Annotated in this window: 19 protein-coding genes and 1 pseudogene; 11 read left to right on the top strand and 9 right to left on the bottom strand. The window is 67.5% G+C overall.

From position 1 onward, the window contains the following. Positions 1-164 precede the first annotated feature (164 nt). The 7 genes from RM423_RS10595 (at position 165) to RM423_RS10565 (ending at position 7944) form a co-directional block, all read left to right on the top strand. A complete protein-coding gene (locus RM423_RS10595; protein ID WP_311422998.1) occupies positions 165-1610 on the top strand; it encodes an extracellular solute-binding protein in 1446 nt (481 codons plus the stop codon). Positions 1611-1803: 193 nt separating this feature from the next. After that, positions 1804-2649, top strand: a complete 846-nt coding sequence (locus RM423_RS10590; protein ID WP_311422997.1) for a carbohydrate ABC transporter permease — start codon at positions 1804-1806, stop codon at positions 2647-2649. Further along, positions 2649-3539 (top strand): carbohydrate ABC transporter permease, encoded by an 891-nt coding sequence (locus RM423_RS10585; RefSeq protein ID WP_311422996.1) that lies wholly within the window; start codon positions 2649-2651, stop codon positions 3537-3539. Before RM423_RS10590 ends, RM423_RS10585 begins: the two co-directional genes overlap by 1 nt. A 39-nt stretch (positions 3540-3578) precedes the next feature. After that, positions 3579-4616: an alcohol dehydrogenase catalytic domain-containing protein gene (locus RM423_RS10580; RefSeq protein WP_311422999.1), complete on the top strand. Its 1038-nt coding sequence runs from the start codon at positions 3579-3581 to the stop codon at positions 4614-4616. 91 nt (positions 4617-4707) lie between these two features. Continuing rightward, positions 4708-5559 carry a sugar phosphate isomerase/epimerase family protein gene (locus RM423_RS10575; RefSeq protein ID WP_311422995.1) on the top strand — a complete coding sequence of 284 codons (852 nt, stop codon included), beginning with the start codon at positions 4708-4710 and terminating at the stop codon, positions 5557-5559. A gap of 211 nt (positions 5560-5770) precedes the next feature. Continuing rightward, positions 5771-7750 carry a thioredoxin domain-containing protein gene (locus RM423_RS10570; RefSeq protein WP_311422994.1) on the top strand — a complete coding sequence of 660 codons (1980 nt, stop codon included), beginning with the start codon at positions 5771-5773 and terminating at the stop codon, positions 7748-7750. Then, on the top strand, positions 7747-7944 hold the full coding sequence (locus RM423_RS10565; protein WP_311422993.1) for a hypothetical protein: 198 nt from the start codon (positions 7747-7749) through the stop codon (positions 7942-7944). Before RM423_RS10570 ends, RM423_RS10565 begins: the two co-directional genes overlap by 4 nt. A 153-nt stretch (positions 7945-8097) precedes the next feature. Here RM423_RS10565 and RM423_RS10560 read toward each other — a convergent pair whose 3' ends face one another. Beyond that, positions 8098-9504, bottom strand: coding sequence for a glycoside hydrolase family 16 protein (locus RM423_RS10560; RefSeq protein ID WP_311422992.1), 1407 nt, complete (start codon positions 9502-9504; stop codon positions 8098-8100). A 196-nt stretch (positions 9505-9700) separates the two neighbouring features. Here RM423_RS10560 and RM423_RS10555 point away from each other — a divergent pair, with 196 nt between their 5' ends. Next, positions 9701-10768 carry an NADH:flavin oxidoreductase/NADH oxidase gene (locus tag RM423_RS10555; protein ID WP_311422991.1) on the top strand — a complete coding sequence of 356 codons (1068 nt, stop codon included), beginning with the start codon at positions 9701-9703 and terminating at the stop codon, positions 10766-10768. Positions 10769-10792: 24 nt separating this feature from the next. On the opposite strand, the gene trhA is transcribed toward RM423_RS10555, so the two are convergent. Continuing rightward, entirely contained in the window at positions 10793-11485 is a 693-nt protein-coding gene (gene trhA, locus RM423_RS10550) for a PAQR family membrane homeostasis protein TrhA (RefSeq protein WP_311422990.1), read from the bottom strand. Positions 11486-11613: 128 nt separating this feature from the next. Between trhA and RM423_RS10545 the strand changes: the two genes are divergently transcribed. Then, positions 11614-12381, top strand: coding sequence for an isoprenyl transferase (locus RM423_RS10545; protein WP_311422989.1), 768 nt, complete (start codon positions 11614-11616; stop codon positions 12379-12381). A 280-nt stretch (positions 12382-12661) separates the two neighbouring features. Next, positions 12662-14050 (top strand): PhoH family protein, encoded by a 1389-nt coding sequence (locus RM423_RS10540; RefSeq protein ID WP_311422988.1) that lies wholly within the window; start codon positions 12662-12664, stop codon positions 14048-14050. A gap of 30 nt (positions 14051-14080) precedes the next feature. Here the strand turns inward: RM423_RS10540 and RM423_RS10535 are convergent, their stop codons facing one another. From RM423_RS10535 to glpX, 4 genes are all read right to left on the bottom strand, one after another. After that, positions 14081-14635 carry a pyridoxamine 5'-phosphate oxidase family protein gene (locus RM423_RS10535; RefSeq protein WP_311422987.1) on the bottom strand — a complete coding sequence of 185 codons (555 nt, stop codon included), beginning with the start codon at positions 14633-14635 and terminating at the stop codon, positions 14081-14083. 2 nt (positions 14636-14637) lie between these two features. Beyond that, positions 14638-16131: a class II fumarate hydratase gene (locus RM423_RS10530; RefSeq protein WP_311422986.1), complete on the bottom strand. Its 1494-nt coding sequence runs from the start codon at positions 16129-16131 to the stop codon at positions 14638-14640. A gap of 151 nt (positions 16132-16282) precedes the next feature. Continuing rightward, positions 16283-16693 (bottom strand): YbjQ family protein, encoded by a 411-nt coding sequence (locus RM423_RS10525; protein WP_311422985.1) that lies wholly within the window; start codon positions 16691-16693, stop codon positions 16283-16285. Between the two features lie 38 nt (positions 16694-16731). After that, entirely contained in the window at positions 16732-17796 is a 1065-nt protein-coding gene (gene glpX / locus RM423_RS10520) for a class II fructose-bisphosphatase (RefSeq protein ID WP_311422984.1), read from the bottom strand. Between the two features lie 120 nt (positions 17797-17916). On the opposite strand from glpX, the gene RM423_RS10515 reads away from it, so the two are divergent. Further along, positions 17917-18456 carry a DUF4245 family protein gene (locus tag RM423_RS10515; RefSeq protein ID WP_311422983.1) on the top strand — a complete coding sequence of 180 codons (540 nt, stop codon included), beginning with the start codon at positions 17917-17919 and terminating at the stop codon, positions 18454-18456. Between the two features lie 45 nt (positions 18457-18501). Here RM423_RS10515 and RM423_RS10510 read toward each other — a convergent pair whose 3' ends face one another. The 3 genes and pseudogenes from RM423_RS10510 to RM423_RS25575 form a co-directional block, all read right to left on the bottom strand. Then, positions 18502-18750 (bottom strand): exodeoxyribonuclease VII small subunit, encoded by a 249-nt coding sequence (locus RM423_RS10510; RefSeq protein WP_311422982.1) that lies wholly within the window; start codon positions 18748-18750, stop codon positions 18502-18504. Positions 18751-19028: 278 nt separating this feature from the next. Then, positions 19029-21470 (bottom strand): excinuclease ABC subunit UvrA, encoded by a 2442-nt coding sequence (locus tag RM423_RS10505; RefSeq protein WP_311422981.1) that lies wholly within the window; start codon positions 21468-21470, stop codon positions 19029-19031. Between the two features lie 100 nt (positions 21471-21570). Continuing rightward, positions 21571-21651: pseudogene (locus RM423_RS25575) on the bottom strand (VOC family protein); the annotation flags it as partial. Between the last annotated feature and the right edge of the window lie 124 nt (positions 21652-21775).

The raw sequence follows: 21775 nt of genomic DNA, 5'->3' as shown, positions 1-21775 counted from the left end.
GCCGCCGGCACTCCGCCTGCGGCTACCGCAGCCCGATCACCTACGAGAACACCACCACCGCGGCTACGCTACGACCGGCCGCATAACAATCAAATCGCGTGTCCACTTTTCGGGGCGAAGGCCCCACCACCCACCCATCTCGGTTCTTGGAAGGAAGCATCAGCATGCTTGGCAAACTACGTTCGGCACGGCGTCGGCGAGGATTGGCCGCAGTCGGGGTGATCGCGCTGGCGACGTTGACGCTCTCGGGGTGTTCGAAGAGCAATGCGGCAAAGGTTGACCTCAACCAGGCGAAGCCGAAGACCCTGCGAATGCTGTACGCATCGACCGAAGCGGACTCCGCTGCTGTCATGGCGCTCGTACCGGCTTTCAAGCAGAAGTTCGGAATCGATCTGCAGATCGACTCGCAGGCGCAACCAGGTCTGCAGACCAAGGCATTCGCCGAGCTCGCATCCAGGAGCTCCGCGTACGACATCATGATCGTGGACTCGTCCTGGATGCCTTCACTGGTCGGCAAGCTGGAGCCACTGAACTCGTATCTGACCAATTCATCGCTCAATGACATGGCGAACACCGATGTCGGCGACTTCATCCCCAAAGTCTTTTACGACACCTCGGTGTACAACCCCAAGAACATCCTGGCCCACTACCCCGATCCGGCGGCGAAGGTGGACCCGGCCGCGATCAAGGCCAAGGGCTTCGACATCTACAACCTGCCCATTCAGGCCAATGTGCTGGTTCAGGCCAACCGGATGGACCTGTTCAACGATCTGGCTCAGAAGGCGGCCTACCAGGCCGAGTTCGGCAAGCCGTTACAGGTGCCGAAGACTCTGGACGAGTACCGCCAGGTCGCGAAATTCTTCACCCAGCCGGACAAGAAGCTCTATGGCACCACGGTGATGGCGGGCGTCGGTGACTGGGCGACCGACGACTTCAAGTCGTTGCTCGCGGACTACGGAGGCAACGGAGAGCTGGTCGGGGACAACCTCAGCATGGACTTCAACAGCGCGGCCGGCGTCAAGGCTCTGACCTACTACCGCACGCTCATCACAGATGGGTCGGTACCGCCGGGAAGTACGTCTGCCGACTGGAATACGACGGCCGAGGCTTTCGACAGCGGTACGACTGCGATGACCCAGAACTACCACACGGTCGCGCTGAACAAGGGTGTGCAGGGAACGATCGGATACTCGCTGGCTCCGTCGGGAACGGCCAGCGGTCCGCACTTCGGCACCTGGGGCCTGGCGGTCAACCCGTACGGCAAGAACAAGGCCTGGGCCTACCGGGCGATGACGTGGCTGACCGCAGCGACACAGCAACTGTCGATGACCAAGGACATGCTGCACCCCACGCGGACGTCGGTGTACAAGGACGTGGAGTCACAGGCCAAGAACCCGAGCCTGGTCGAGTTCTACAAGGTGATGGGGCAGGCCCTCGCAGTCGGTGTCGGCCGACCTCGGTTGAGCAACTACACCGAGGTTGCGCAGGCGATCGCAGTAGCTGTCAACCAGGCGGCGACCGGCAAGAGCGATCCAGCCAGCGCCCTGTCCAGCGCCGCGAGCCAGGTCAAGCGCCTGGTCGAGCAGGCAGGAATCAAGCCCGGCCAGTAGCGCGCCGGCCCCCTCAGCTTCACCGGATCTAGAACGGAGCCCGACCATGAACCGGACCACCGCGCCTGATCGTTCAGTGGTGGCCGCCGCGCGACCGACAGCAGCCCCCGTCGGGCAAGAGTTCGACACTCCTGCCCGACGGCGGGGCAGGCGGACCCCTCGCTCCGGCGCCAACCTGGCTGGCTGGACGCTCATGAGCCCCGCGCTCGCGCTTCTGCTGATCATGACGGTCGTGCCGACGGTCTATCTCGTACGTGCCAGTCTGCGCAACGACACGTTGCTCGGCATCGGGGGCGGCTTCGTCGGCTTGCAGAACTACCGCGATGTCTTGACCGATCCTAACGAACTGCATGCTTTGCTGCGTACGGGATTTTTCGTGGTCGTCGCCGTCGCGCTCGAGCTCCTTCTCGGCATGCTGCTTGCCGTTCCACTGGCTGCCCAAAGTCGCAGCAACAACCTCGCCGCAACGCTCATGCTGCTGCCGTTCGCGGTGACACCGGTGGTATCGGCCATGATCTTCCGGGAGTTGCTGAGCCCGACCACCGGCTGGGTCGACTACTACATAGGCAGGGTGGGCCTCGGAGCACACTTCGACTGGCTTGGTGGCTCCAACACCGCCTGGCTCGCGATCATCGGACTGGACGTATGGCAGTGGACGCCGTTCGTCGCGCTCATCCTGATGGCCGGACTGCAATCACTGCCACCCGAACCGAGCGAAGCCGCTGCGATCGATGGCGCCTCCAACTGGCAAACCTTCCGGTTCATCACGCTCCCGATGCTGATGCCCTTTGTAGCGATCGCCCTCACTCTGCGCACCATCCAAGCCTTCAAGACGTTCGACTCGTTCGCGGTGTTGACCAACGGTGGCCCGGGAACCAGCACCGAAATCATCAACCTCAACATCTACCGCGTGGCTCTGCAGAGTTTCCGGATCGGTGCCGCATCGGCATTGGCGATGGTCTTTCTGATCTTCCTGTCGCTGCTGGTTCCGCTGCTACTCAGGGTCGCCGGCCGTGATCCCGAGGAAGGTGCTGCCTAATGACTATGACCATGCGCCTGAGCGGAAAGCGCTCCGCTGCCACTACTAAGCCGCGGTCGCACACTTCGCTCGTCGGCAGGGCAGGCAGGGCCGTGCTGTGGGTGTGGATCGTGGCCTCACTCGTGCCCTTGCTCTTCATCGTTGTCACCGCGTTCAAGCCTGAGAACATTGCCAAAAGTATCCCGCCCCGCTGGCTCTTCCACCCGACCCTGGGCAATTTCAAGCATGTGCTGGTCGGCGGCGGCGGGCTCAGTCAAGGTTTCGACGAGCTGCTCACACACAGCTTGATCGTCACGGCAGCCTCGACCATCCTTTCGGTCGCGGTATCCGTTCCGGCCGCCTACGCGATGTCGCTCAAGGGTTTCCGACCGCGGAAGGCGCTTTCGTCATGGGTGTTGTCGACCTACATGTTCCCACCCATTGTCGCGGTGATCCCCGTCTTCATCTTCGCCGGAAACCTCAACCTGATAGACACCTACTGGGTGCTGATCGTGCCGTATGCCGCGTTCAATCTGCCGATCTCGGTATGGATCCTGCGTGCGGCCATCTTGCAGATCCCCTATGAGGTGCAGGAATCCGCGATGGTCGACGGTGCCAATCGCTGGGTCATACTTCGCCGCATCGTCGGCCCGCTGCTCGGCCCCACGATCGCCACCGCCGCGATCCTGTCTGCCATCCTCTCGTGGAACGAGTACCTATTCGCGCTCTCGTTGACCCGCACAGCGGCGAAGACGGCCCCGGTCGGGGAGCAGGAGTTCACCGGAATGTTCGGAACCCAGTGGGGCTCCCTCACCGCGGGAGCGGCGGTCATCATCGCCCCGATTCTGATCATGACGTTGGTATTGCGACGACGCATTGTGTCGGGCCTGACCCTCGGTGCCGTGAAGTAACAACCGAACAACACAGGAGATGAGTTGTCAGTGACCTCGATGATGAAAGCGGTTCTCTTTCCGGGTGACCGGAAGGTAGTGGTCGAGGATCGACCGATTCCCGAGCCACACCTCGGCGAGGTACTGGTGCAGACCAAGGCATCTGCCATCTGCCGCAGCGATATGGGGCTGTACAGCGGCACTTCGGCCATCGTAGGATCGGTCGCCGCGGGAAGCGGCTTGGTAGTGCCTGGGCATGAACCCGCCGGAGTCGTGGCGGCGGTCGGCGCCGGCGTCACGTCGTTACAGCCTGGGGATCGAGTGTCCGGTTACCTGCCGGTCGGTTGCGGGCATTGTCAGTACTGCGCCTCGGGCTACCTGATGCTTTGCCCGCAGTGGAAGTGCCTGGGCTTCGACATCGACGGTGGGGATGCCGAATACTTCGTGCTGCCGGAGCGGAACTGCCTGCCGCTGCCCGACTCGTGCTCCTTCGTCGCGGGTGCACTGATGACTGACATGATCGGCAGCCAATATCATGTGCAGCGCGAACTCGGTGTGCGCGGCGGCCAGACCGTCACCGTCGTCGGTCTGGGACCGATGGGTGCGGCTGCCGTGCTGGTCGCCACAGCGCTTGGTGCTCGGGTGATCGCCGTGGACCTGTTGCCCGCGCGGCTCGAGCTGGCCGCCGAACTGGGTGCCGCGCAGGTAGTGGACAGCAGCCGTGAGGATGCTGCGAAGGCAATCCTCGACTACACCCGGGGCGTCGGTACCGAGGCCGCCATCGACTGCTCGGGCGTCCCCGCCGGGCAGAACCTGTGCCTTGACGTCGCTGCCAAGCGGGGTGCGGTGGCCTTCGTCGGTGAGTCGCGCTCGACGGAGATCAACCCGAGCGATCAGATAATCCGCAAGCTGCTGACGGTCGTCGGTGGTTGGTACTTCCCACTCGGTGACTGGCATGACATCGTCCGGCTGGTAGTCGGCCAGCAGCTGCCCATAGAAAAGCTGGTTTCCCACACCTTCGCGTTGGAACAGGCTTCTGACGCATTCGCTGCCTTTGACCGCCGGGAGACCGAGAAGGCGGTGTTCGTATGGGACTGAGCCACCCGATGTGTCGCGCTGCGCTCTCGCGTCCGCCGACGCAGGGCCAGGTACCGGTGCCGTCCGAGTTCCGCCAAGCTTGAGGAGAATCATGTTTCGCTATACGGCTGAAATATTGCCCTACCACGACTACTCGCTAGATGACGCGCTCCGCGAACTGGCCGGTCTCGGGTTCACCGAGGTGAACCTGTGGTCCTCGGCCAGTCCGCTGGCCGGACACGTCAATCCCGGCGACGACATCGGCAAGATCAAAGCCACGCTGGACCGCTACGGCATTCGCCCCTGCGGCTTGACGATGTACGGCAAGACGCAAGCCGAGATGCTCGAGCGAATAGACTTCGCCGCCGAGTTGGGTGTCGATACGGTGGTCTTCGACTGCGAGGCCAATTATGCCGACTTCGTGGCCTCCTTCCTACCTCCGCTGGTCGAGCACGCCGCGCGGCGCGGCGTACGGATCGCGGTTGAGAACCACCTCACCGTTCCGTTCAGCGCGGACTTCGAATCCGGCGGCAATGAGGATCGTCGTTGGGACGAGGGCGTCGACACGTTCGCCCAAATCCGGAGGCTGGTCACCGACATCGACCATCCGAACCTCGGAGTTTGCCTGGCTCCACCACACCTGTGGGTTATGGGGGAGACGATCAGCGACGCGATAACTTTCCTCGCCGAGCGCAAGCGACTTTTCTATTACTACATCTGGGATATCGACCGTAACTACCAACATGGCGTCGACGGTCTGAACTTCGGACCGGGTGAACTGCAGCTGCCTCGGCCCGACGGGACCCTCGACCACCGCGTGCCGCTGAGCACCCTGGCTCGGGTGGGCTATTCGGGACCGGCGAGCCTCAAGTGCCACGGGACGCACGGTTGGCCGCTGGACAAGGTGACGGCCGAACTCGGGAAGGCCGACTCCTACGTCAGGAAGTGCATCGCCGAGGTCTGAGCCGTCCACGGTCCCAGCCGACTCGTCACCGCGCGGACCGTCGACCCCTGACCGCTGACTGGAGACCATGATGAAGGCTGACCAGCCGTGCCGAGATGAGTGGAGGACAATTGACCGGGGCGGCATGATTGGCACCACGGGTCAGCGTCTGACAGTGTCATTCGTCAGAGACCCGCTCATGACCGATCAGCGCACTCAAGGAGTGGCAGGAATGCCTAACCGACTGGCCCAAGCGACGAGCCCGTACCTGCTACAGCATGCCGACAATCCCGTCGACTGGTGGGAGTGGTCCGAGGAGGCCTTCGCAGAGGCCAAGCGCCGGGACGTGCCGGTGCTGCTCTCGATCGGCTACGCGGCCTGCCACTGGTGCCACGTGATGGCCCACGAGTCGTTCGCCGACGACGAAGTCGCGGCGGTCCTCAACGACCGGTTCGTCTCGATCAAGGTCGACCGCGAGGAGCGTCCCGACATCGACGCGATCTACATGTCGGCCACCACCGCGATGACGGGCCAGGGCGGCTGGCCGATGACCTGCCTGCTGACCCCGGACGGTGCCCCGTTCTTCTGTGGCACGTACTTTCCGCAAGAGGGCTTCCTGCGGCTGCTCGATGCGGTCATCGACGCCTGGACGCAGCGGCGCGACGAGGTACTGGCCTCGAGCGCTCACGTGGTGGATGCCCTGCAGTCGGTGATCGTGGCCGCCACCCCGCTGCCCATCGGCCCCGACGAGCTGCAGCAGGCGGCCGACCGGCTGGCGAGCCAGTACGACGGCCGCAACGGCGGGTTCGGGTCGGCACCGAAGTTCCCACCGTCCATGGTGTTGGAGTTCCTGCTGCGCCATTATGGAAGAACCGGATCGCAGCCGGCGATGCAGATGGTCGCCGGCACCTGCGAGGCGATGGCACGCGGCGGGATGTATGACCAGCTCGCGGGCGGGTTCGCCAGGTACTCCGTGGACGCCCAGTGGGTGGTGCCGCACTTCGAGAAGATGCTGTACGACAACGCCCAGCTGCTGCACGTCTACACGCACTTGTGGCGGGCCACCCGGTCCCCGCTGGCCGAGCGGGTCGCCCGCGAAACAGCAGATTTCCTGATCCGCGACCTCGGCACCGCGCAGGGCGCGTTCGCGTCCGCGCTGGACGCTGACACCGACGGGGTCGAGGGCCTGACCTATTCGTGGACGCCCGCCCAGCTCGCCGACGTGCTCGGGAACGAGGACGGCGCGCGGGCCGCGGCGCTGCTCACGGTGACCGGCCAGGGCACCTTCGAACTCGGGTCGTCCACGCTGCAGCTGCGTCAGGACCCTGACGACGCCACGTGGTGGGCGACCGCCCGGCAGCGGCTGCTGGCGGCACGTGACGAGCGGCCACAGCCGGCCCGGGACGACAAGGTGATCACCGCGTGGAACGGCCTGGCCATCGCCGGGCTCGCCGACGCCGGCGTCCTGTTCGAGGAGTCGCGCTACGTCGTCGCCGCGGAGCGGTGCGCTCGGTTCCTGCTGGACACCCACTCCGACGGCGATCGGGTGCACCGATCCTCCCGCAACGGTGTCGCGAGCGCGGCCATGGGTGTGGCCGAGGACTACGGCGACCTGGCTGAGGGGCTGCTCGCGCTGCAGCAGGCTACCGGCGACCCGGGCTGGCTGCGTGCCGTCGAGCGGCTGCTCGAGGTGGCCCTGCGCCACTTTGCCGACAGCAGCGGGGGATTCTTCGACACCGCCGACGATGCCGAGCAGCTGTTCACAAGGCCGCGCGACCCCTCCGACAACGCCGCCCCGTCCGGGCAGTCCGCTCTCGCGGGCGCCCTGCTGAGCTACGCGGCGCTGACCGGCTCGACCCGGCACCGGGCCGCGGCGGACGCGGCGCTGGCCTCCGCGGGCGAGCTCGCCAGTCGCGAACCGCGTTTTGCGGGCTGGACATTGGCGGTTGCCGAGGCGGCGATGGCGGGTCCGGTTCAGGTTGCCGTGGTCGGCGAGGGCCCCGTTGCCGACGGCTTGCTCGCAGTGGCCCGCAACAGCACCTCGCCCGGGCTGGTGCTGGCGCATGGTGCCCCGGACGTACCTGGCGTCCCGTTGCTGGCCGACCGTCCGCTGGTGGCAGACGGGGCCGCCGCCTACGTGTGCCGAGGCTTCGTCTGCGACCGGCCGGTCACCTCGGTGGGTGACCTGGTAGCTGCCCTGGAACGCCCATGATGCGCACTCAGCCACCCGGCTTCCGCTGGATGGTTGGCGGCGCGGCGCTGGTCGGGGCGTGCGTGTTCTTCGCCAGTTACTGGTCAGGCCACGACAAGGGCAAGCTGATCTTCGGCGTGGTGTGCCTGGCGCTGGCCGGTTACTGGCTGATCTTCGACCGCGAGCCCGGTCCGGACGACAACCTCGACCCCTGAGCCGGCTCGCCGCCCAACGGGGCGCCGGTTCCGAACGGGGCACCGGTTCAGGCGAAGGCTCCCTCCAAGGACAACGCTGGCGCTGTCCACGATCCTGAAGAACAAACGGGCGCGGACGCCGTGGTGGCGTCCGCGCCGCGCGTGCCGAAAGGTCTAGCTGAACGAGAAGCTGTTCACGTTCACGAAGTCCTGGCCGGAGCCGGTGACGAACTTCAAGTACACCGTGTGCGTCCCGGTGACCGAGCCGATGGACCCGGGAACGGTCTTCCAGCTCTGCCAGCCACCGGTGTTGCCGACCGAGAAACTGCCGACCGCGGCGTTGCTGAGGCTGTCCAGATGGACCTCGACGATGCCGCTCACGCCGCTCGCCGCACCGCTGGCGACCCGGGCGTTGATGGTGTGCAGGGCGGTGGTGCCGAAGTCGGTGTTGTTGTACTGCAACCAGTCACCGTTGCCGATGTTGCCCACGTCCTGGCCGCCACCGGTGTCGCTGCACGCCTCCGTGGCGGTTCCGGACTGCGCGTTGTATGCCTCGGCCTGGGTCGTGGCGGTGGCGCTACCGCCACCGCCACCGGTTCCCGTTCCGCCGCCGGTGCTGGTGCCGCCCTTGGTCATCACCGACACGTAGTCGACCAGCATCGGCTGGCCGGAGACGGTCGCCGCGGTCGGGCCGCCGCCGAAGGCGTTCGGGAACCCGCCGCCCATGGCGACGTTCATAATCAGGAAGAAGCCGTGATGGGTGGCGTTGTTCCAGGTCGTGGCGTCGACCTGGTTGGAGTTGATGGTGAAGAAGTTGGTGCCGTCGAGGTAGTAGCGGAGCTGCTCCGGGCTGACCGACCGGTCGTACTCCATCGCGTACTGGTGGAACGCCGTCTGGCAACCGGAGCACGCGCGCTCGCCGCTGCCGATGCCGGTCGTCTCGTTGCAGGGGCCGCCCGAACCGGTTCCGCAGTGCAGCGTCGCGAATTCGGAGCTGCGGCCGTTGATGTCCTCCATGATGTCGATCTCACCGATGCTCGGCCAGTTCGTCGCCGAGGCGGCCCGGGCGGCATCGCCGAGCATCCAGAACGCGGGCCAGTAGCCGGCGCCGTTTGCGGTGGTGACGTCGGGCTGCTGGATCGAGGCCTGCACCCGGAGCACCCCGCCGGTCGGGGCGGCGAAGTCCGTCCGCTGCGTCTCGACGCGGCCTGAGGTCCAGTGCCCGCTGGCGTCCCGGATCGGCTTGATGGCCAGGTGTCCGGCGCCGTCCTGGTAGACGTTGGCGGTGCTGTTCGTGTTCGACTCCACCTCACCGGTGCCCCAGTTGCCGGCGCCGCCGGGGTAGCTGGTGCCGAGGTCGTAGAGCCAGTTCGAGGTGTTGAGGCCGGTGCCGGATGCTCCGGCGAAGTCATCGCTGAAGACCGACGTCCAGCCGGTGGGCGGTGCCGGGACGGCGGCCGTTGCGGAGTGTGCCAGCGCGGTCGTCGCCGACAGCGGCAGCAGGACGGCGGCTGTGCCGACGAGCAGTGCGCGCCATCTCGGGCGGCGCCCAGCGGGTGGGGTACCGGGGGTTCGGGTCATGGTGGGAATGCCTTTCGGGTTCGGTCCAGCGGAGGAGAACAACGCTTCCGGGGAGAAGCATGTGAGAGCGCTCTCACATGGCGAAATAATAACCATTGTCGGACCCGGGAGGGAAGCCCCTGCTCGTACCCGACTGAGATCGAAGCCGGTGCTCGGCCCTGGAAGACGCTCGGACGGTGTGGCGTTGCAGCGGTACGTGAGCACACTCTTCTCGCCGCTGACTCTGCGCGGCACGACGTTCCGGAACCGCGCCTGGGTGGCGCCGATGTGCCAGTACTCCTCCGAGGGTGGGCACCCGACCGACTGGCACCTGGTCCATCTCGGCAGCCTGGCGCGCGGCGGCGCCGGCCTGGTCCTGACCGAGGCGACGGCGGTGACGCCGGAGGGCCGGATCTCGCCCTATGACGCCGGCATCTGGTCCGACGAGCAGGCCAAGGACTACCGGCGGATCACCGATTTCATCCGGTCCCAGGGCGCGTTGCCCGGAATCCAGCTGGCCCATGCCGGCCGCAAGGCCTCCACGGCTCAGCCCTGGAAGGGTGGTGGCCCGCTCGCGGTCGCCGACGGAGGCTGGCCGACCGTTGGCGCGTCGCCGGTCGGGTACGCCGACTGGCCGGCTCCCCGCGAGCTGAGCGAGGCCGAGCTGGCGCAACTGACCCAGGCCTGGGCGCGGGCGGCGGTGCGGGCGGACGCGGCCGGTTTCGAGGTTCTCGAATTGCATGCCGCGCATGGCTACCTGCTGCACCAGTTCCTGTCGCCGCTGTCGAATGTGCGCGAGGACGGCTACGGCGGTGACCTGGCCGGCCGCAGCCGATTGCTCTTCGAGGTCGTCGACGCGGTGCGAGCAGTGTGGCCCGAGAACCGCCCGTTGTTCGTCCGGGTCAGCGCGACCGACTGGGTCGACGGCGGCCTGCGGGTGGACGAGGTGGCCGAGGTGTCACGGCAGCTGGTCGAGCGCGGTGTCGACCTGATCGATGTGTCCAGCGGTGGCAACAGCCCCGACCAGCAGATCGTGGTCGGCCCGGGGTACCAGGTGCAGTTCGCGCGCGAGATCCGTACGGTGAGCGGTCTGCCGGTGGCCGCGGTCGGGCTGATCACGGAGCCGCAGCAGGCGGAACAGATCCTGCTGGAGGGTTCCGCCGACGCCGTGCTGCTGGCGCGTGCCGTGCTGCGCAACCCGTCCTGGCCGCAGCACGCGGCGCACGCTCTCGGCGACCGGGTGTATTGGGCGCCCCAGTACGAGCGCGGCAAGCCCCGGCGGTAGATAAATCCGAGCTGGGGGCGCGGCTCAGGCGAAGACGGCCAGCCACACCGCGACGTAGTGGCAGCTGGCAGCGACCAGCGTGCACAGGTGGAACACCTCGTGGAATCCGAAGGTCCCCGGATAGGGGTTGGGTTTCTTGAAGCCGTACGCCAGGGCGCCGAGGGTATAGATCAGGCCGCCGGCAGCGATCAGCACCAGGGTGGCGACCCCGTAGTTGTGCAGCAGTTCAGGCAGCACGAAGACGGCAACCCAGCCGAGCGCTATGTAGAGCGGTACCGACAGCAGTCGCGGCGCGTCCGGCCACGCCGTCTTGAGGAGAACGCCGAAGACCGCGCCCGTCCAGACCACCACCAGCACGGCCTCGGACGAGGCCCGCGGCAGCGTCAGCGCTGCGAACGGGGTGTAGCTGCCGGCGATGAACACGAAGATCATCGAGTGATCGAGCCGCTTCATCAGGGCGCGACCGCGAGGTCCCCACGCGCGGCGGTGGTACATCGCCGAGGTTCCGAACAGCAGGGTGACCGTCACGGCGTAGATGGTGGTGGGCAAGGCCGCCCGCTCGCCGCGGCTGGCAGCGGCGACCGCCACCAGGGTGATGCCGGTGACCACCGAGATCAGCGCCGCATAGGTATGCAGCCAACCGCGTGCCCGGGGCTTGAGTTCGGACGCCAGCACCGCCAGCGGGGACTCCTGCGATGCCGGGCTGAGGCTCGTCATGCGGTCGAAGTTACGCCACCGTAGGTTGCACCGCCAGCTGTCCTCGCCACCCGCACGGCCACGCGCACGGCCACCCGGACGGCCGTTCGCTGAGCCGAGCACCGTTTTCGGGTCTATGCTTGCCCGTCGTGGATCTGCGAGCCGGCGTTTACTCCCTGTACGAGCGTCGACTGCTGCGTCAGCTCGCCGGCCGGCCGGTTCCGCGGCACGTCGCGGTGATGCTGGACGGCAACCGGCGATGGGCCCGGGCGGCCGGCCTGGAAGACGTCAACCACGGCCACGTGGTGGGCGCGAACCACATCGACAGCCTGCTGGGCTGGTGCGCCGAGGCGGGCGTCGAGCACGTCACCCTCTGGCTGCTGTCCACCGACAACCTGCACCGCGACCCGACCGAGGTGGGCCCGCTGCTGCGGATCATCGCCAATGTCGCCGACGAGCTGTCCGCCGCCGACCAGCCGTGGCAGCTCAACGTCATGGGCGCCCTCGACACGCTGCCATCCGACACCGCCGAGGCGCTCAAGACGGCCGCCGAGCGCTCCGCGGGCAAGACCGGAATGACGGTGAACCTCGCGATCGGCTACGGCGGCCGGCGCGAGATCGCCGACGCCGTCCGGTCCCTGCTGCAGGAGCACGCCCAGGCCGGAACCTCGATCGAGGAGCTCGCCGAACTGATCGATGTCGAGCACATCGCCGACCACCTCTACACCAAGGGTCAGCCCGATCCCGACCTGGTGATCCGGACGTCGGGGGAGCAGCGACTGTCCGGGTTCCTGCTGTGGCAGTCGGCACATTCGGAGTTCTACTTCTGCGACGCGCTGTGGCCGGACTTCCGCCGGGTGGACTTCCTGCGTGCGCTGCGTGACTTCTCCGAGCGCCATCGCCGCTTCGGCAACTGAGCCGGTGTACGGCCGAAGTTAACCTAACGGTTGCCTAACAGATGCGGCGTGGCGGCGGTTTCGGCTATCGCGCCGGCCGTACCTTGTGGCCAGGTGGACCGGCCCGATCGGCCCATTCAGGAGGTCCCTTGACGGTGGTGACAACCAGCGAGGGGGCCGGCATCGCCCCCGTACGATGGGGACGACCGGAACCCTCAACAGCGGTAGGCGTCGGTGCCACGTCTACCCAACGGTGTCGGTACCGCATCCGAGCCGTTGTGCCAGCGCTCAGGAGTGTCAGATGACCCCAGCTCGCGCCACGTCAGCCAAGAGCAACCTCGCCGATGCGGGCGAAGGGCCCGTGCCGGTCACGGCCAAAGCCCCGGTGAAGACGTTCGTCCTGGACACCTCGGTCCTGCTGTCGGACCCCGGGGCGCTGACGCGATTCGGTGAGCACGAGGTGGTGCTTCCGCTGGTCGTCATCACCGAACTGGAAGGTAAGCGCCACCACCCGGAGTTGGGCTGGTTCGCTCGGCAGACCCTGCGCAACCTGGACGAGCTTCGGATCAAGCACGGACGGCTCGACTCAGCGGTGCCCGTCGGGGAAGACGGTGGCAGCCTGCACGTCGAGCTCAATCATTGCGATCTGTCGTCACTGCCCGCCGGCTTTCGGGTCGAGAGCAACGACTCCCGGATCCTCGCCGTCGCGCTGAACCTGGCGAACGAGGGCCGCGACGTCACGCTGGTGTCCAAGGACATGCCGCTGCGGGTGAAGGCGGCGGCGGTTGGGCTGGCCGCCGACGAGTACCGGGTGCACCCGGCGATCGACTCCGGCTGGATGGGGATGACCGAGCTGGACGTTTCCAGCGACGTGATCGACGCGCTCTACTCCAGCGACCGGGTTGAGCTGACCGAGTCGGACGAGCTGCTCGCGGTGGCGGGGATGCCGTGCCACACCGGCATCGTGCTGCACTCCAGCCGCGGCTCGGCACTGGCCAGGGTCACGCCGGACAAGGAGCTGCGGCTGGTGCGCGGTGACCGCGAAGCCTTCGGGCTGCACGGGCGCTCAGCTGAGCAGCGGATCGCGCTGGACCTGCTGCTGGACCCCGACGTCGGCATCGTCTCGCTCGGGGGCCGCGCGGGCACCGGGAAGTCGGCGCTGGCGCTGTGCGCCGGGCTCGACGCCGTGATGGAGCGACGCGCGCACAAGAAGGTCGTGGTCTTCCGGCCGTTGTATGCCGTCGGCGGCCAGGACCTGGGTTACCTGCCTGGCAGCGAGAATGAGAAGATGGCGCCGTGGGCACAGGCGGTGTTCGACACCCTCGGCGCACTCGTCAGCAAGGACGTGATGGACGAGGTGATGGACCGCGGCATGGTCGAGGTGCTGCCGCTGACCCACATCCGCGGCCGGTCGCTGCACGACGCGTTCGTGATCGTGGACGAGGCCCAGTCCCTGGAACGCAATGTGCTGCTGACGGTGCTGTCCCGGATTGGCCAGGGTTCGCGGGTGGTGCTCACCCACGACGTCGCGCAGCGCGACAACCTGCGAGTCGGCCGGCATGACGGGGTGGCGGCCGTCATCGAGGCGCTGCGCGGGCACCCGCTGTTCGCCCACGTCACCTTGACCCGGTCCGAGCGCTCACCCATCGCGGCGCTGGTCACGGAGCTGCTCGAGGACGTCGTGATCTAGCCCGCTGACGATTCAGACCGGGGCTGCCCGTCACGTCTTGGGCAGTGCTGGCAGCCCGTCGATGGACTTGGCGTTGCGGCCGTCACCGTTGTTCTCGAACGGCTCGGGGCCCTTCTTCTCCATGTACAGGTCCAGCACCGTCCGGTCCGCGACGAAGTCCATCAGCGGAACCGCGTACCCGCACGAGTCCTGCACCCGGTCGAGCTCCACCACCACGATCGCCCGCTGGCCGGTCGACTGCTCCTTGCCGAAGGACGTCCGGAGCTCGTCGAACTCGGCGTCCTCGGGTAATACGACACGGCCGCGGCCGTACAGCCGGACGATGTTCGGACGGCCCTGAAACGCGGCGAACATGAGCGTGATGCGGGCGTTCTCGCGCAGATGGGCGATGGTTTCAGCACCCGAGCCGAAGTAGTCCAGGTAGCCGATCCGGTACTGGTCCAGTACGGCGAAGGTGCCCGCCATGCCCTTCGGCGAGACGTTGACGTGCCCGTCGCCAGTCAGCGGCGCGGTAGCCACGAAGAACACCGGCTGCTTCGCGATCCGCCGGGCCAGCTTGGCGTCGATGCCGTCGAGGACCCGCACGGCTACTCTGCCGGACGCGTCATCGAGAGCACGTCGAGCACCTCGTCCAGCTTCTCTTCGGTGATCGCGCCGGATCGCACGTGGCCCCGCTCCAGCACCACCTCGCGGATCGTCTTGCGCTCGGCCAGGGACTGCTTCGCGATCTTGGCCGCCTCGTCGTAGCCGACGTAGTGGTTGAGCGGCGTGACGATGGACGGCGAGGACTCGGCGTACTCCCGGCAGCGCTCGGCGTTGGCCTCGATGCCCGAGACGCACTTGTCGGCGAACACCCTGCTGACGTTGGCGATGAGCCGGACCGACTCGAGGACGTTGCGTGCCAGCACCGGCAGCATGACGTTGAGCTCGAAGTTGCCGGACGCGCCGGCGAACGCCACGGCCGCGTCATTGCCGATGACCTGGGCCACGACCTGGCATACCGCCTCGCACAGGACCGGGTTGACCTTGCCCGGCATGATGGAGGAGCCCGGCTGCAGGTCCGGCAGGAACAGCTCGGTCAGGCCGGTCCGCGGACCGGAGCCCATCCACCGGATGTCGTTGCTGATCTTGTTCATGCTGACGGCGATCGTCCGCAGCGCTCCGGACAGCTCGACCAGTGCGTCCCGCGCGCCTTGAGCCTCGAAGTGGTTGCGGGCCTCGGTCAGCGGCAGGCCCGTTTCGGCGGCGAGCAGGGCGATGACCTCGGCGGCGAACCCGGCGGGGGCGTTGATGCCGGTGCCCACCGCAGTGCCGCCCAGGGGCAGTTCGGCCACTCGCGGAACGGCAGCCTGCAGGCGCTCGACGCCGTAGCGCAGTTGTGCGGCATAGCCGGCGAACTCCTGGCCGAGGGTCACCGGGGTGGCGTCCATGAGGTGGGTGCGGCCGGACTTCACGACGGTGGCGAACTCGCCGGCCTTGGCCTCGAACGCGGCCGCCAGGTACTGCAGGGACGGGATCAGGTCGACCACAACCGCCTTGGTCGCCGCGACGTGAATGGCCGAGGGAAACTGGTCGTTGGACGACAGCGGGTCGTTGACGTCGTCGTTCGGGTGCACGTTGAAGCGTTCACCAGCCGGCTCCGCGGCGGCATCATTGAGCCGCTCCGCGGCAGCATTGTTGAGCCGCTCCGCGGCGAGAGAGGCGAGGACCTCGTTGGCGTTCATGTTCGACGACGTGCCGGACCCGGTCTGGAAGACGTCGATCGGGAACTCGGCGTCCCAGTCGCCGCGCGCGACTTCGCCGGCGACCGCCGCGATGGCCTCGGCCTTGGTGGCATCCAACAGCCCGCGCTTGGCACGCACCCTCGCACCGGCGCCCTTGATCAGCGCGAGTCCGGCTATCAGCTCACGCTCGATCGGCTGGCCCGAGATCGGGAAGTTCTGCACCGCCCGCTGGGTCTGCGCGCGCCACTTGGCGTTCAGCGGCACCCGGACCTCGCCCATCGAGTCTTTCTCGACCCGAAACTTCGCGGACGAGTCGGCATCGAAGTTGCGGGACTCAACGTTGGACTGCTCGTACATCTGCGGATCGCTCCCTGCGGCGTCGGCAACTCTGCCGTGACGACTGTTCTCGGACACGCTTGCTCGGACTGGGCTGTTACAGCCTCGCCAGCCTATCCACGGGCGCCGACAATTCGTCCGGCCGTGTGGCGGGAGTAACCTCACGACCCGCTCAGGACGGCTGCTGGTAACTCTGCTCCGGCGGCTGGGCAACCGGCGGCTGCCCGTATCCCAACTGCATCGCCGTCTGCTTGGCTCCCTCCGTCACCGGCACCGCGACGACAGCCGTGGCGTAGGCGCAGATCTCGGTCCAGTTGGGCCCGAGCTCGGTGGTGTCGAAGCGCATCGCGATCAGGGCGTTGCCGCCACGGGCCTGCGCCTCGGCGAACAGCCGGGTCATCGCCTCGTTGCGGCTCTCGAGCACGTTGCGGGTCATGCCCTGGAGCTCGCCGCCGACCAGCGACTTGAAGTTGGCGCCGATCTGGGAGAAGGCGTTGCGGGACCGGACGGTCACCCCGAACACCTCGCCGCAGACTCGCTGGATTTCCCAGCCGGGGATGTCGTTCATCGTGACGCAGAGCATGTGGCTGTCTCCCGAGGTCCGCCGGAAAGGGCTGCTGGCTAGTGGCGGTCGAAGTCGACGGCGGCGTAGGCGCGCAGCTTCGACAACTGGTGCAACGATTCGACCACGCGGATCGTCCCCGATTTGGACCGCATGACCATCGATGACGTGGCGACGGCGCCGCGGTCGTAGCGAACCCCTGACACCAGCTCGCCGTCGGTGATGCCGGTCGCGCAGAAAAAGACATCCTCACCCGCCACCAGGTCCCGAGTCGTCAGCACCCGTGACAGGTCGTGCCCGGCAGCCTGGGCACGCTCCTTCTCCTCCGGGCCCTGCGGCCACAACCGGCCCTGGATCGCGCCGCCCATGCAGCTGATGGCGGCCGCCGCGATGATGCCCTCGGGGGTGCCGCCGATGCCGAGGAGCAGGTCGACACCCGTTCCGGCGCGAGCGGCCATGATCGCCCCGGCGACATCGCCGTCGGAGATGAACTTGATCCGGGCGCCGGCCTCTCGCACCGCGGCCACCAGCTCGGCGTGCCGGGGCCGGTCCAGAACGACGACCGTGACGTCCTCGGGTTTACCGCCCTTGGCCTTGGCCACCCTGGCGATGTTGACCTTCACCGGCGCGGTGATGTCGATGACGTCGGCCGCCTCCGGACCGGTGGCGATCTTCTCCATGTAGAAGACGGCGGACGGGTCGAACATCGACCCGCGCTCCGCCACGGCGATGACCGCGATCGCGTTCGACATGCCCTTGGCCATCAGGGTCGTCCCGTCGATAGGGTCGACCGCCACGTCACACTCCGGACCGGTGCCGTCACCGACCCGCTCGCCGTTGTAGAGCATCGGGGCGTGGTCCTTCTCGCCCTCGCCGATGACCACCACGCCGTCCATCGAGACGGTGCCGATCAGCGTGCGCATGGCGTCGACTGCCGCGCCGTCGCCACCGTTCTTGTCGCCGCGGCCCACCCAGCGGGCCGCGGCCATCGCGGCGGCCTCGGTGACCCGCACCAGCTCAAGGGCGAGGTTGCGGTCGGGGGCCTGCCGACTGACGGCCAGTTCGGGTGGCACGCTGCCGCCAACTGGCTCGGCGGGCTGGGACGGTTCGATGCTGCGGCTCATCTGGCCGGGCCTTTCTCGAGGTCCGCGAGGCCGCGGCACGGGTGCGGCGACGTGTCGAACCCTAGCCGCTCGGCCGGGGGCGGCTGGTGGCCGGCGGCCGGCACCGATCACCATGGTGGGGTGACCCGTCCGCTGACCGCCTCCGATCGCCAACGCCTGCGCACACCGGCCTACCTGTGGCGGGCACTCGTTCCGTTGCTGGTGGTCATCGGTCTGCTGGTGCTGTTCACGTGGCCCCGGGGCCAGGTGTCCGACGGGGTCCACGTGGTCGACACCAAGGGGCCGATCGCGACCGCGCGACAGCAGGCCGGCTTTCCGCTGCTGGCACCGACGGGGCTGTCCAGCGACTGGCGTGCCACGTCCACCGAGTTCGTCCCGGCCGGCCCGGACAGCGCGGCGACCTTCCGGATCGGCTACGTCAGCCCGAACGGGCAGTACGCCGAATTCCTCGAGGGCGGTGACGCCCCGGACGCCGTCGCGGCGCAGTACGGCCCGTTGTCGGTGGACGGCACGGCCACCATCGCCGGTGCGGTCTGGCAGCAGTACCAGACGGCGAATTCGCGGCGGCTGTTGCGGCGTACGGTCGGCAAGGTCACCGTCGTCGTGACCGGCAGCGCGCCGCAGGCCGAGCTGGAGCAGCTGGCGGCCTCGCTGCGCTGAGCGGGGGATCGCTGACCCGCTGCTGCTCCCGCCACGCGGCTGGCCTCAGCGCTTGCCCCGGTTGGCCGCGGCCGGTGCTTCGTCGGCCGCGTCCGTGGCGGCGATGGCGGCGTCCAGCCGTACCCTCGCGCCATCCAGCCACCGCTGGCACAATCCCGCCAGTTCTTCGCCGCGCTGCCACAGCGCCAGGGACTCTTCCAGCGGCTGGCCGCCACTTTCCAGCGCCTGGACGATCTCGCGCAGCTCGGCGCGGGCCTCCTCGTAGCTGAGTTCTGGCTCGGGATTCTCGGTCATCGTCGCTCAGATTAGCCTTCCGCCGGGTTATCTGCAGTTACCAGGCGTCCGCGCATCCGATGTCATGCCAACGACACGGGGGCCTGCCAAACGGTGAAGGTCACGCGAAGACCGTCTCCCAGCTTCGATTGGATCATCTCTGATCGAGCGACGCGGTATCGGTCGGAAAGTGAACAGGCCCTTCCATAGGCTCTGTTCTCGGCCTGCAAGTGGGACGAGTCGAAACAGGTGAGAGAATTCGTCCCGCGGTGTCCGCGGTGTCACCCAGCGGTCTCGGCTCAAGTGCCGACTGCGCTGACATAGGCCGCGAGGTGCTCGCCGGTGAGGGTGCAGCGGGCGGCGACGAGGTCGGCGGGTGTGCCCTCGAAGACGATCCGGCCGCCGTCGTGGCCGGCGCCGGGGCCGAGGTCGATGATCCAGTCGGCGTGCGCCATGACCGCCTGGTGGTGCTCGATGACCAGAACCGACTTGCCGGAGTCGACGAGCCGGTCGAGCAGGCCGAGCAGGTTCTCGACGTCGGCGAGGTGCAGGCCGGTGGTCGGCTCCTCCAGGACGTACACGCTGGGGGCGCCTCCCTTCTCGGCCATCCGGGTGGCCAGCTTGAGCCGCTGCCGCTCGCCGGCCGACAGCGTGGTGAGCGGCTGGCCCAGGCTGAGGTAGCCGAGTCCGACGTCGGCCAGTTGGGTGAGGATCCTGTGGGCCGACGGCGTCTTGGCCGCGCCGTCGCCGAAGAACTTCTCGGCCTCGGACACCGACATCGCGAGCACCTGGCTGATGTCCTTACCGCCGAAGGTGTACTCGAGCACGTCGGCCTGAAACCGCTTTCCGTCGCATACCTCGCAGACCTCTGCCACCCCGGCCATCATCGCCAGGTCGGTGTAGCTGACGCCGGCGCCGTTGCAGTTCGGGCAGGCGCCCTCGGAGTTGGCGCTGAACAGCGCCGGCTTCACGCCGTTGACCTTCGCGAAGGCCTTGCGGATCGGATCGAGTAGTCCGGTGTACGTTGCCGGGTTGCTGCGCCGCGAGCCCTTGATCGCGCCCTGGTCGACCGACACCACACCGTCCCGGCCGGACACCGAGCCCTGGCTGAACCTGCCGTTCGCTCCGCAAGCTTCGCGAATCAGCGAGCTCTTGCCGGACCCGGCCACGCCGGTCAGCACCACCAGCACGCCGAGCGGTATGTCGACATCGACGTCCCGCAGGTTGTGGGTGCTGGCCCCCCGCACCTTCAGCACTCCCGACGGTGTCCGCACGGACGGCTTCAACGAGGCCCGGTCGTCCAGATGCCGACCGGTGAGCGTGCCGCTGGATCGCAGCCGGTCGACGGTGCCTTCGAAGACCACCTCACCGCCCTCGGTGCCGGCGCCGGGGCCGAGGTCGACGACGTGATCGGCGATCGCGATCGCCTCCGGCTTGTGCTCCACGACCAACACCGTGTTGCCCTTGTCGCGTAGCTGCAGCAGCAGGTTGTTCATCCGCTGGATGTCGTGGGGATGCAGGCCGATCGTCGGCTCGTCGAAGACGTAGGTGACGTCGGTGAGCGACGAGCCGAGGTGCCGGATCATCTTGGTGCGCTGTGCCTCGCCGCCCGACAGCGTGCCCGACGGCCGGTCGAGCGAGAGGTAGCCGAGCCCGATCTCCACGAACGAGTCAAGGGTGTGCCGCAGCGACGCGAGCAGCGGCGCAACGGATGGTGCGTGCAGAGCACGCAACCACCCGGCGAGGTCGCTGATCTGCATCGCACAGGCGTCAGCGATGCTGATCCCCTCGATTTTCGAGGACCGGGCCGCCTCGGACAGCCGAGTGCCGCCGCACTCGGGGCAAACGGTGAAGGTCACCGCCCGCTCCACGAAGGCGCGGATGTGCAGCTGCAGCGAGTCGACGTCCTTGGAGAGCATGGACTTCTGAATCTTCGGGATCAGCCCCTCGTAGGTCAGGTTGATGCCGTCGACCTTGATCTTCGTCGGCTCCTTGTGCAGCAGGTCGTGGAGCTCCCGCTTGGTGAACCTGTGGATCGGCTTGTCCGGGTCGAAGAAGCCGCAGCCGCTGAAGATGCGGCCGAACCAGCCGTCCATGCTGTAACCGGGGATGGTGAGCGCACCGTCGTTGAGGGACAAGCTGTCGTCGTACAACGCAGACAGGTCGATGTCGGTGACCGAGCCCCGGCCCTCGCAGCGTGGACACATTCCGCCGGTGATGCTGAAGCTACGACGCTCCTTGACGGTCTGTCCGCCGCGCTCGATGGAGACCGCACCCGCCCCGCTCATCGAGGCGACGTTGAACGAAAACGCCTGCGGGGAGCCGATGTACGGCTGCCCGAGTCGGCTGAAGAGGATGCGCAGCATCGCGTTGGCGTCGGTGGCGGTGCCGACCGTGGAACGGGCGTTGGCCCCCATCCGCTCCTGGTCGATGATGATCGCGGTCGTCAGCCCCTCGAGGACGTCGACGTCCGGCCGCGCCAGCGTCGGCAGGAAGCCCTGCACGAAGGCGCTGTAGGTCTCGTTGATCATCCGCTGCGACTCCGCGGCGATCGTGCCGAACACCAGCGAGCTCTTGCCCGAGCCGGAGACACCGGTGAACACCGTCAGCCGGCGCTTCGGGATCTCGACGCTGACGTCGCGGAGGTTGTTCACGCGCGCGCCGTGCACGCGGATCCAATCGTGGCTGTCGGCAACGTGTAGCGCAGACGACTGCGGGTCCGTCCTGGTGGCCATGCTCATCGTGTCTCCATCTGTTAGGCGGGGCCGCCTTCGTTGGCCGTTCGTCTAACCGGGCCCAGCCCGGTTAGAGCAGGAGGACCACCGGGACCACCTCCGGGCGGTCGCGATAGAAGGCCCGGGATGCGTCCGGGTCGTCGTGCGGGAGAAAGCTCGCGGAAATGATGATGTCCATGGCGGTCAGGCTAGTTGCGGCTCGGTGACCGGCGCTTCTCGATTCCTGATCGACTCGCGTATCCCGTCGTCAGCACGTTCGTAGACCACGACGCGTTTCGCGGCGGCGGACGGCAGAGCGACCATCCACAACA

The organism is Jatrophihabitans lederbergiae (assembly GCF_031845305.1).
Classification (GTDB): domain Bacteria; phylum Actinomycetota; class Actinomycetes; order Mycobacteriales; family Jatrophihabitantaceae; genus Jatrophihabitans_A; species Jatrophihabitans_A lederbergiae.
This window is presented reverse-complemented; position numbering and strand designations above follow the sequence as displayed.

What these genes read in the sequence shown, in the direction of transcription:
- RM423_RS10595 (WP_311422998.1), top strand. Translation starts at nt 165, where the DNA reads ATGCTTGGCAAACTACGTTCGGCACGGCGTCGGCGAGGATTGGCCGCA.
- RM423_RS10590 (WP_311422997.1), top strand. Translation starts at nt 1,804, where the DNA reads ATGAGCCCCGCGCTCGCGCTTCTGCTGATCATGACGGTCGTGCCGACG.
- RM423_RS10585 (WP_311422996.1), top strand. Translation starts at nt 2,649, where the DNA reads ATGACTATGACCATGCGCCTGAGCGGAAAGCGCTCCGCTGCCACTACT.
- RM423_RS10580 (WP_311422999.1), top strand. Translation starts at nt 3,579, where the DNA reads ATGATGAAAGCGGTTCTCTTTCCGGGTGACCGGAAGGTAGTGGTCGAG.
- RM423_RS10575 (WP_311422995.1), top strand. Translation starts at nt 4,708, where the DNA reads ATGTTTCGCTATACGGCTGAAATATTGCCCTACCACGACTACTCGCTA.
- RM423_RS10570 (WP_311422994.1), top strand. Translation starts at nt 5,771, where the DNA reads ATGCCTAACCGACTGGCCCAAGCGACGAGCCCGTACCTGCTACAGCAT.
- RM423_RS10565 (WP_311422993.1), top strand. Translation starts at nt 7,747, where the DNA reads ATGATGCGCACTCAGCCACCCGGCTTCCGCTGGATGGTTGGCGGCGCG.
- RM423_RS10560 (WP_311422992.1), bottom strand. Translation starts at nt 9,504, where the DNA reads ATGACCCGAACCCCCGGTACCCCACCCGCTGGGCGCCGCCCGAGATGG.
- trhA (WP_311422990.1), bottom strand. Translation starts at nt 11,485, where the DNA reads ATGACGAGCCTCAGCCCGGCATCGCAGGAGTCCCCGCTGGCGGTGCTG.
- RM423_RS10540 (WP_311422988.1), top strand. Translation starts at nt 12,662, where the DNA reads ATGACCCCAGCTCGCGCCACGTCAGCCAAGAGCAACCTCGCCGATGCG.
- RM423_RS10530 (WP_311422986.1), bottom strand. Translation starts at nt 16,131, where the DNA reads ATGTACGAGCAGTCCAACGTTGAGTCCCGCAACTTCGATGCCGACTCG.
- RM423_RS10525 (WP_311422985.1), bottom strand. Translation starts at nt 16,693, where the DNA reads ATGCTCTGCGTCACGATGAACGACATCCCCGGCTGGGAAATCCAGCGA.
- glpX (WP_311422984.1), bottom strand. Translation starts at nt 17,796, where the DNA reads ATGAGCCGCAGCATCGAACCGTCCCAGCCCGCCGAGCCAGTTGGCGGC.
- RM423_RS10510 (WP_311422982.1), bottom strand. Translation starts at nt 18,750, where the DNA reads ATGACCGAGAATCCCGAGCCAGAACTCAGCTACGAGGAGGCCCGCGCC.
- RM423_RS10505 (WP_311422981.1), bottom strand. Translation starts at nt 21,470, where the DNA reads ATGAGCATGGCCACCAGGACGGACCCGCAGTCGTCTGCGCTACACGTT.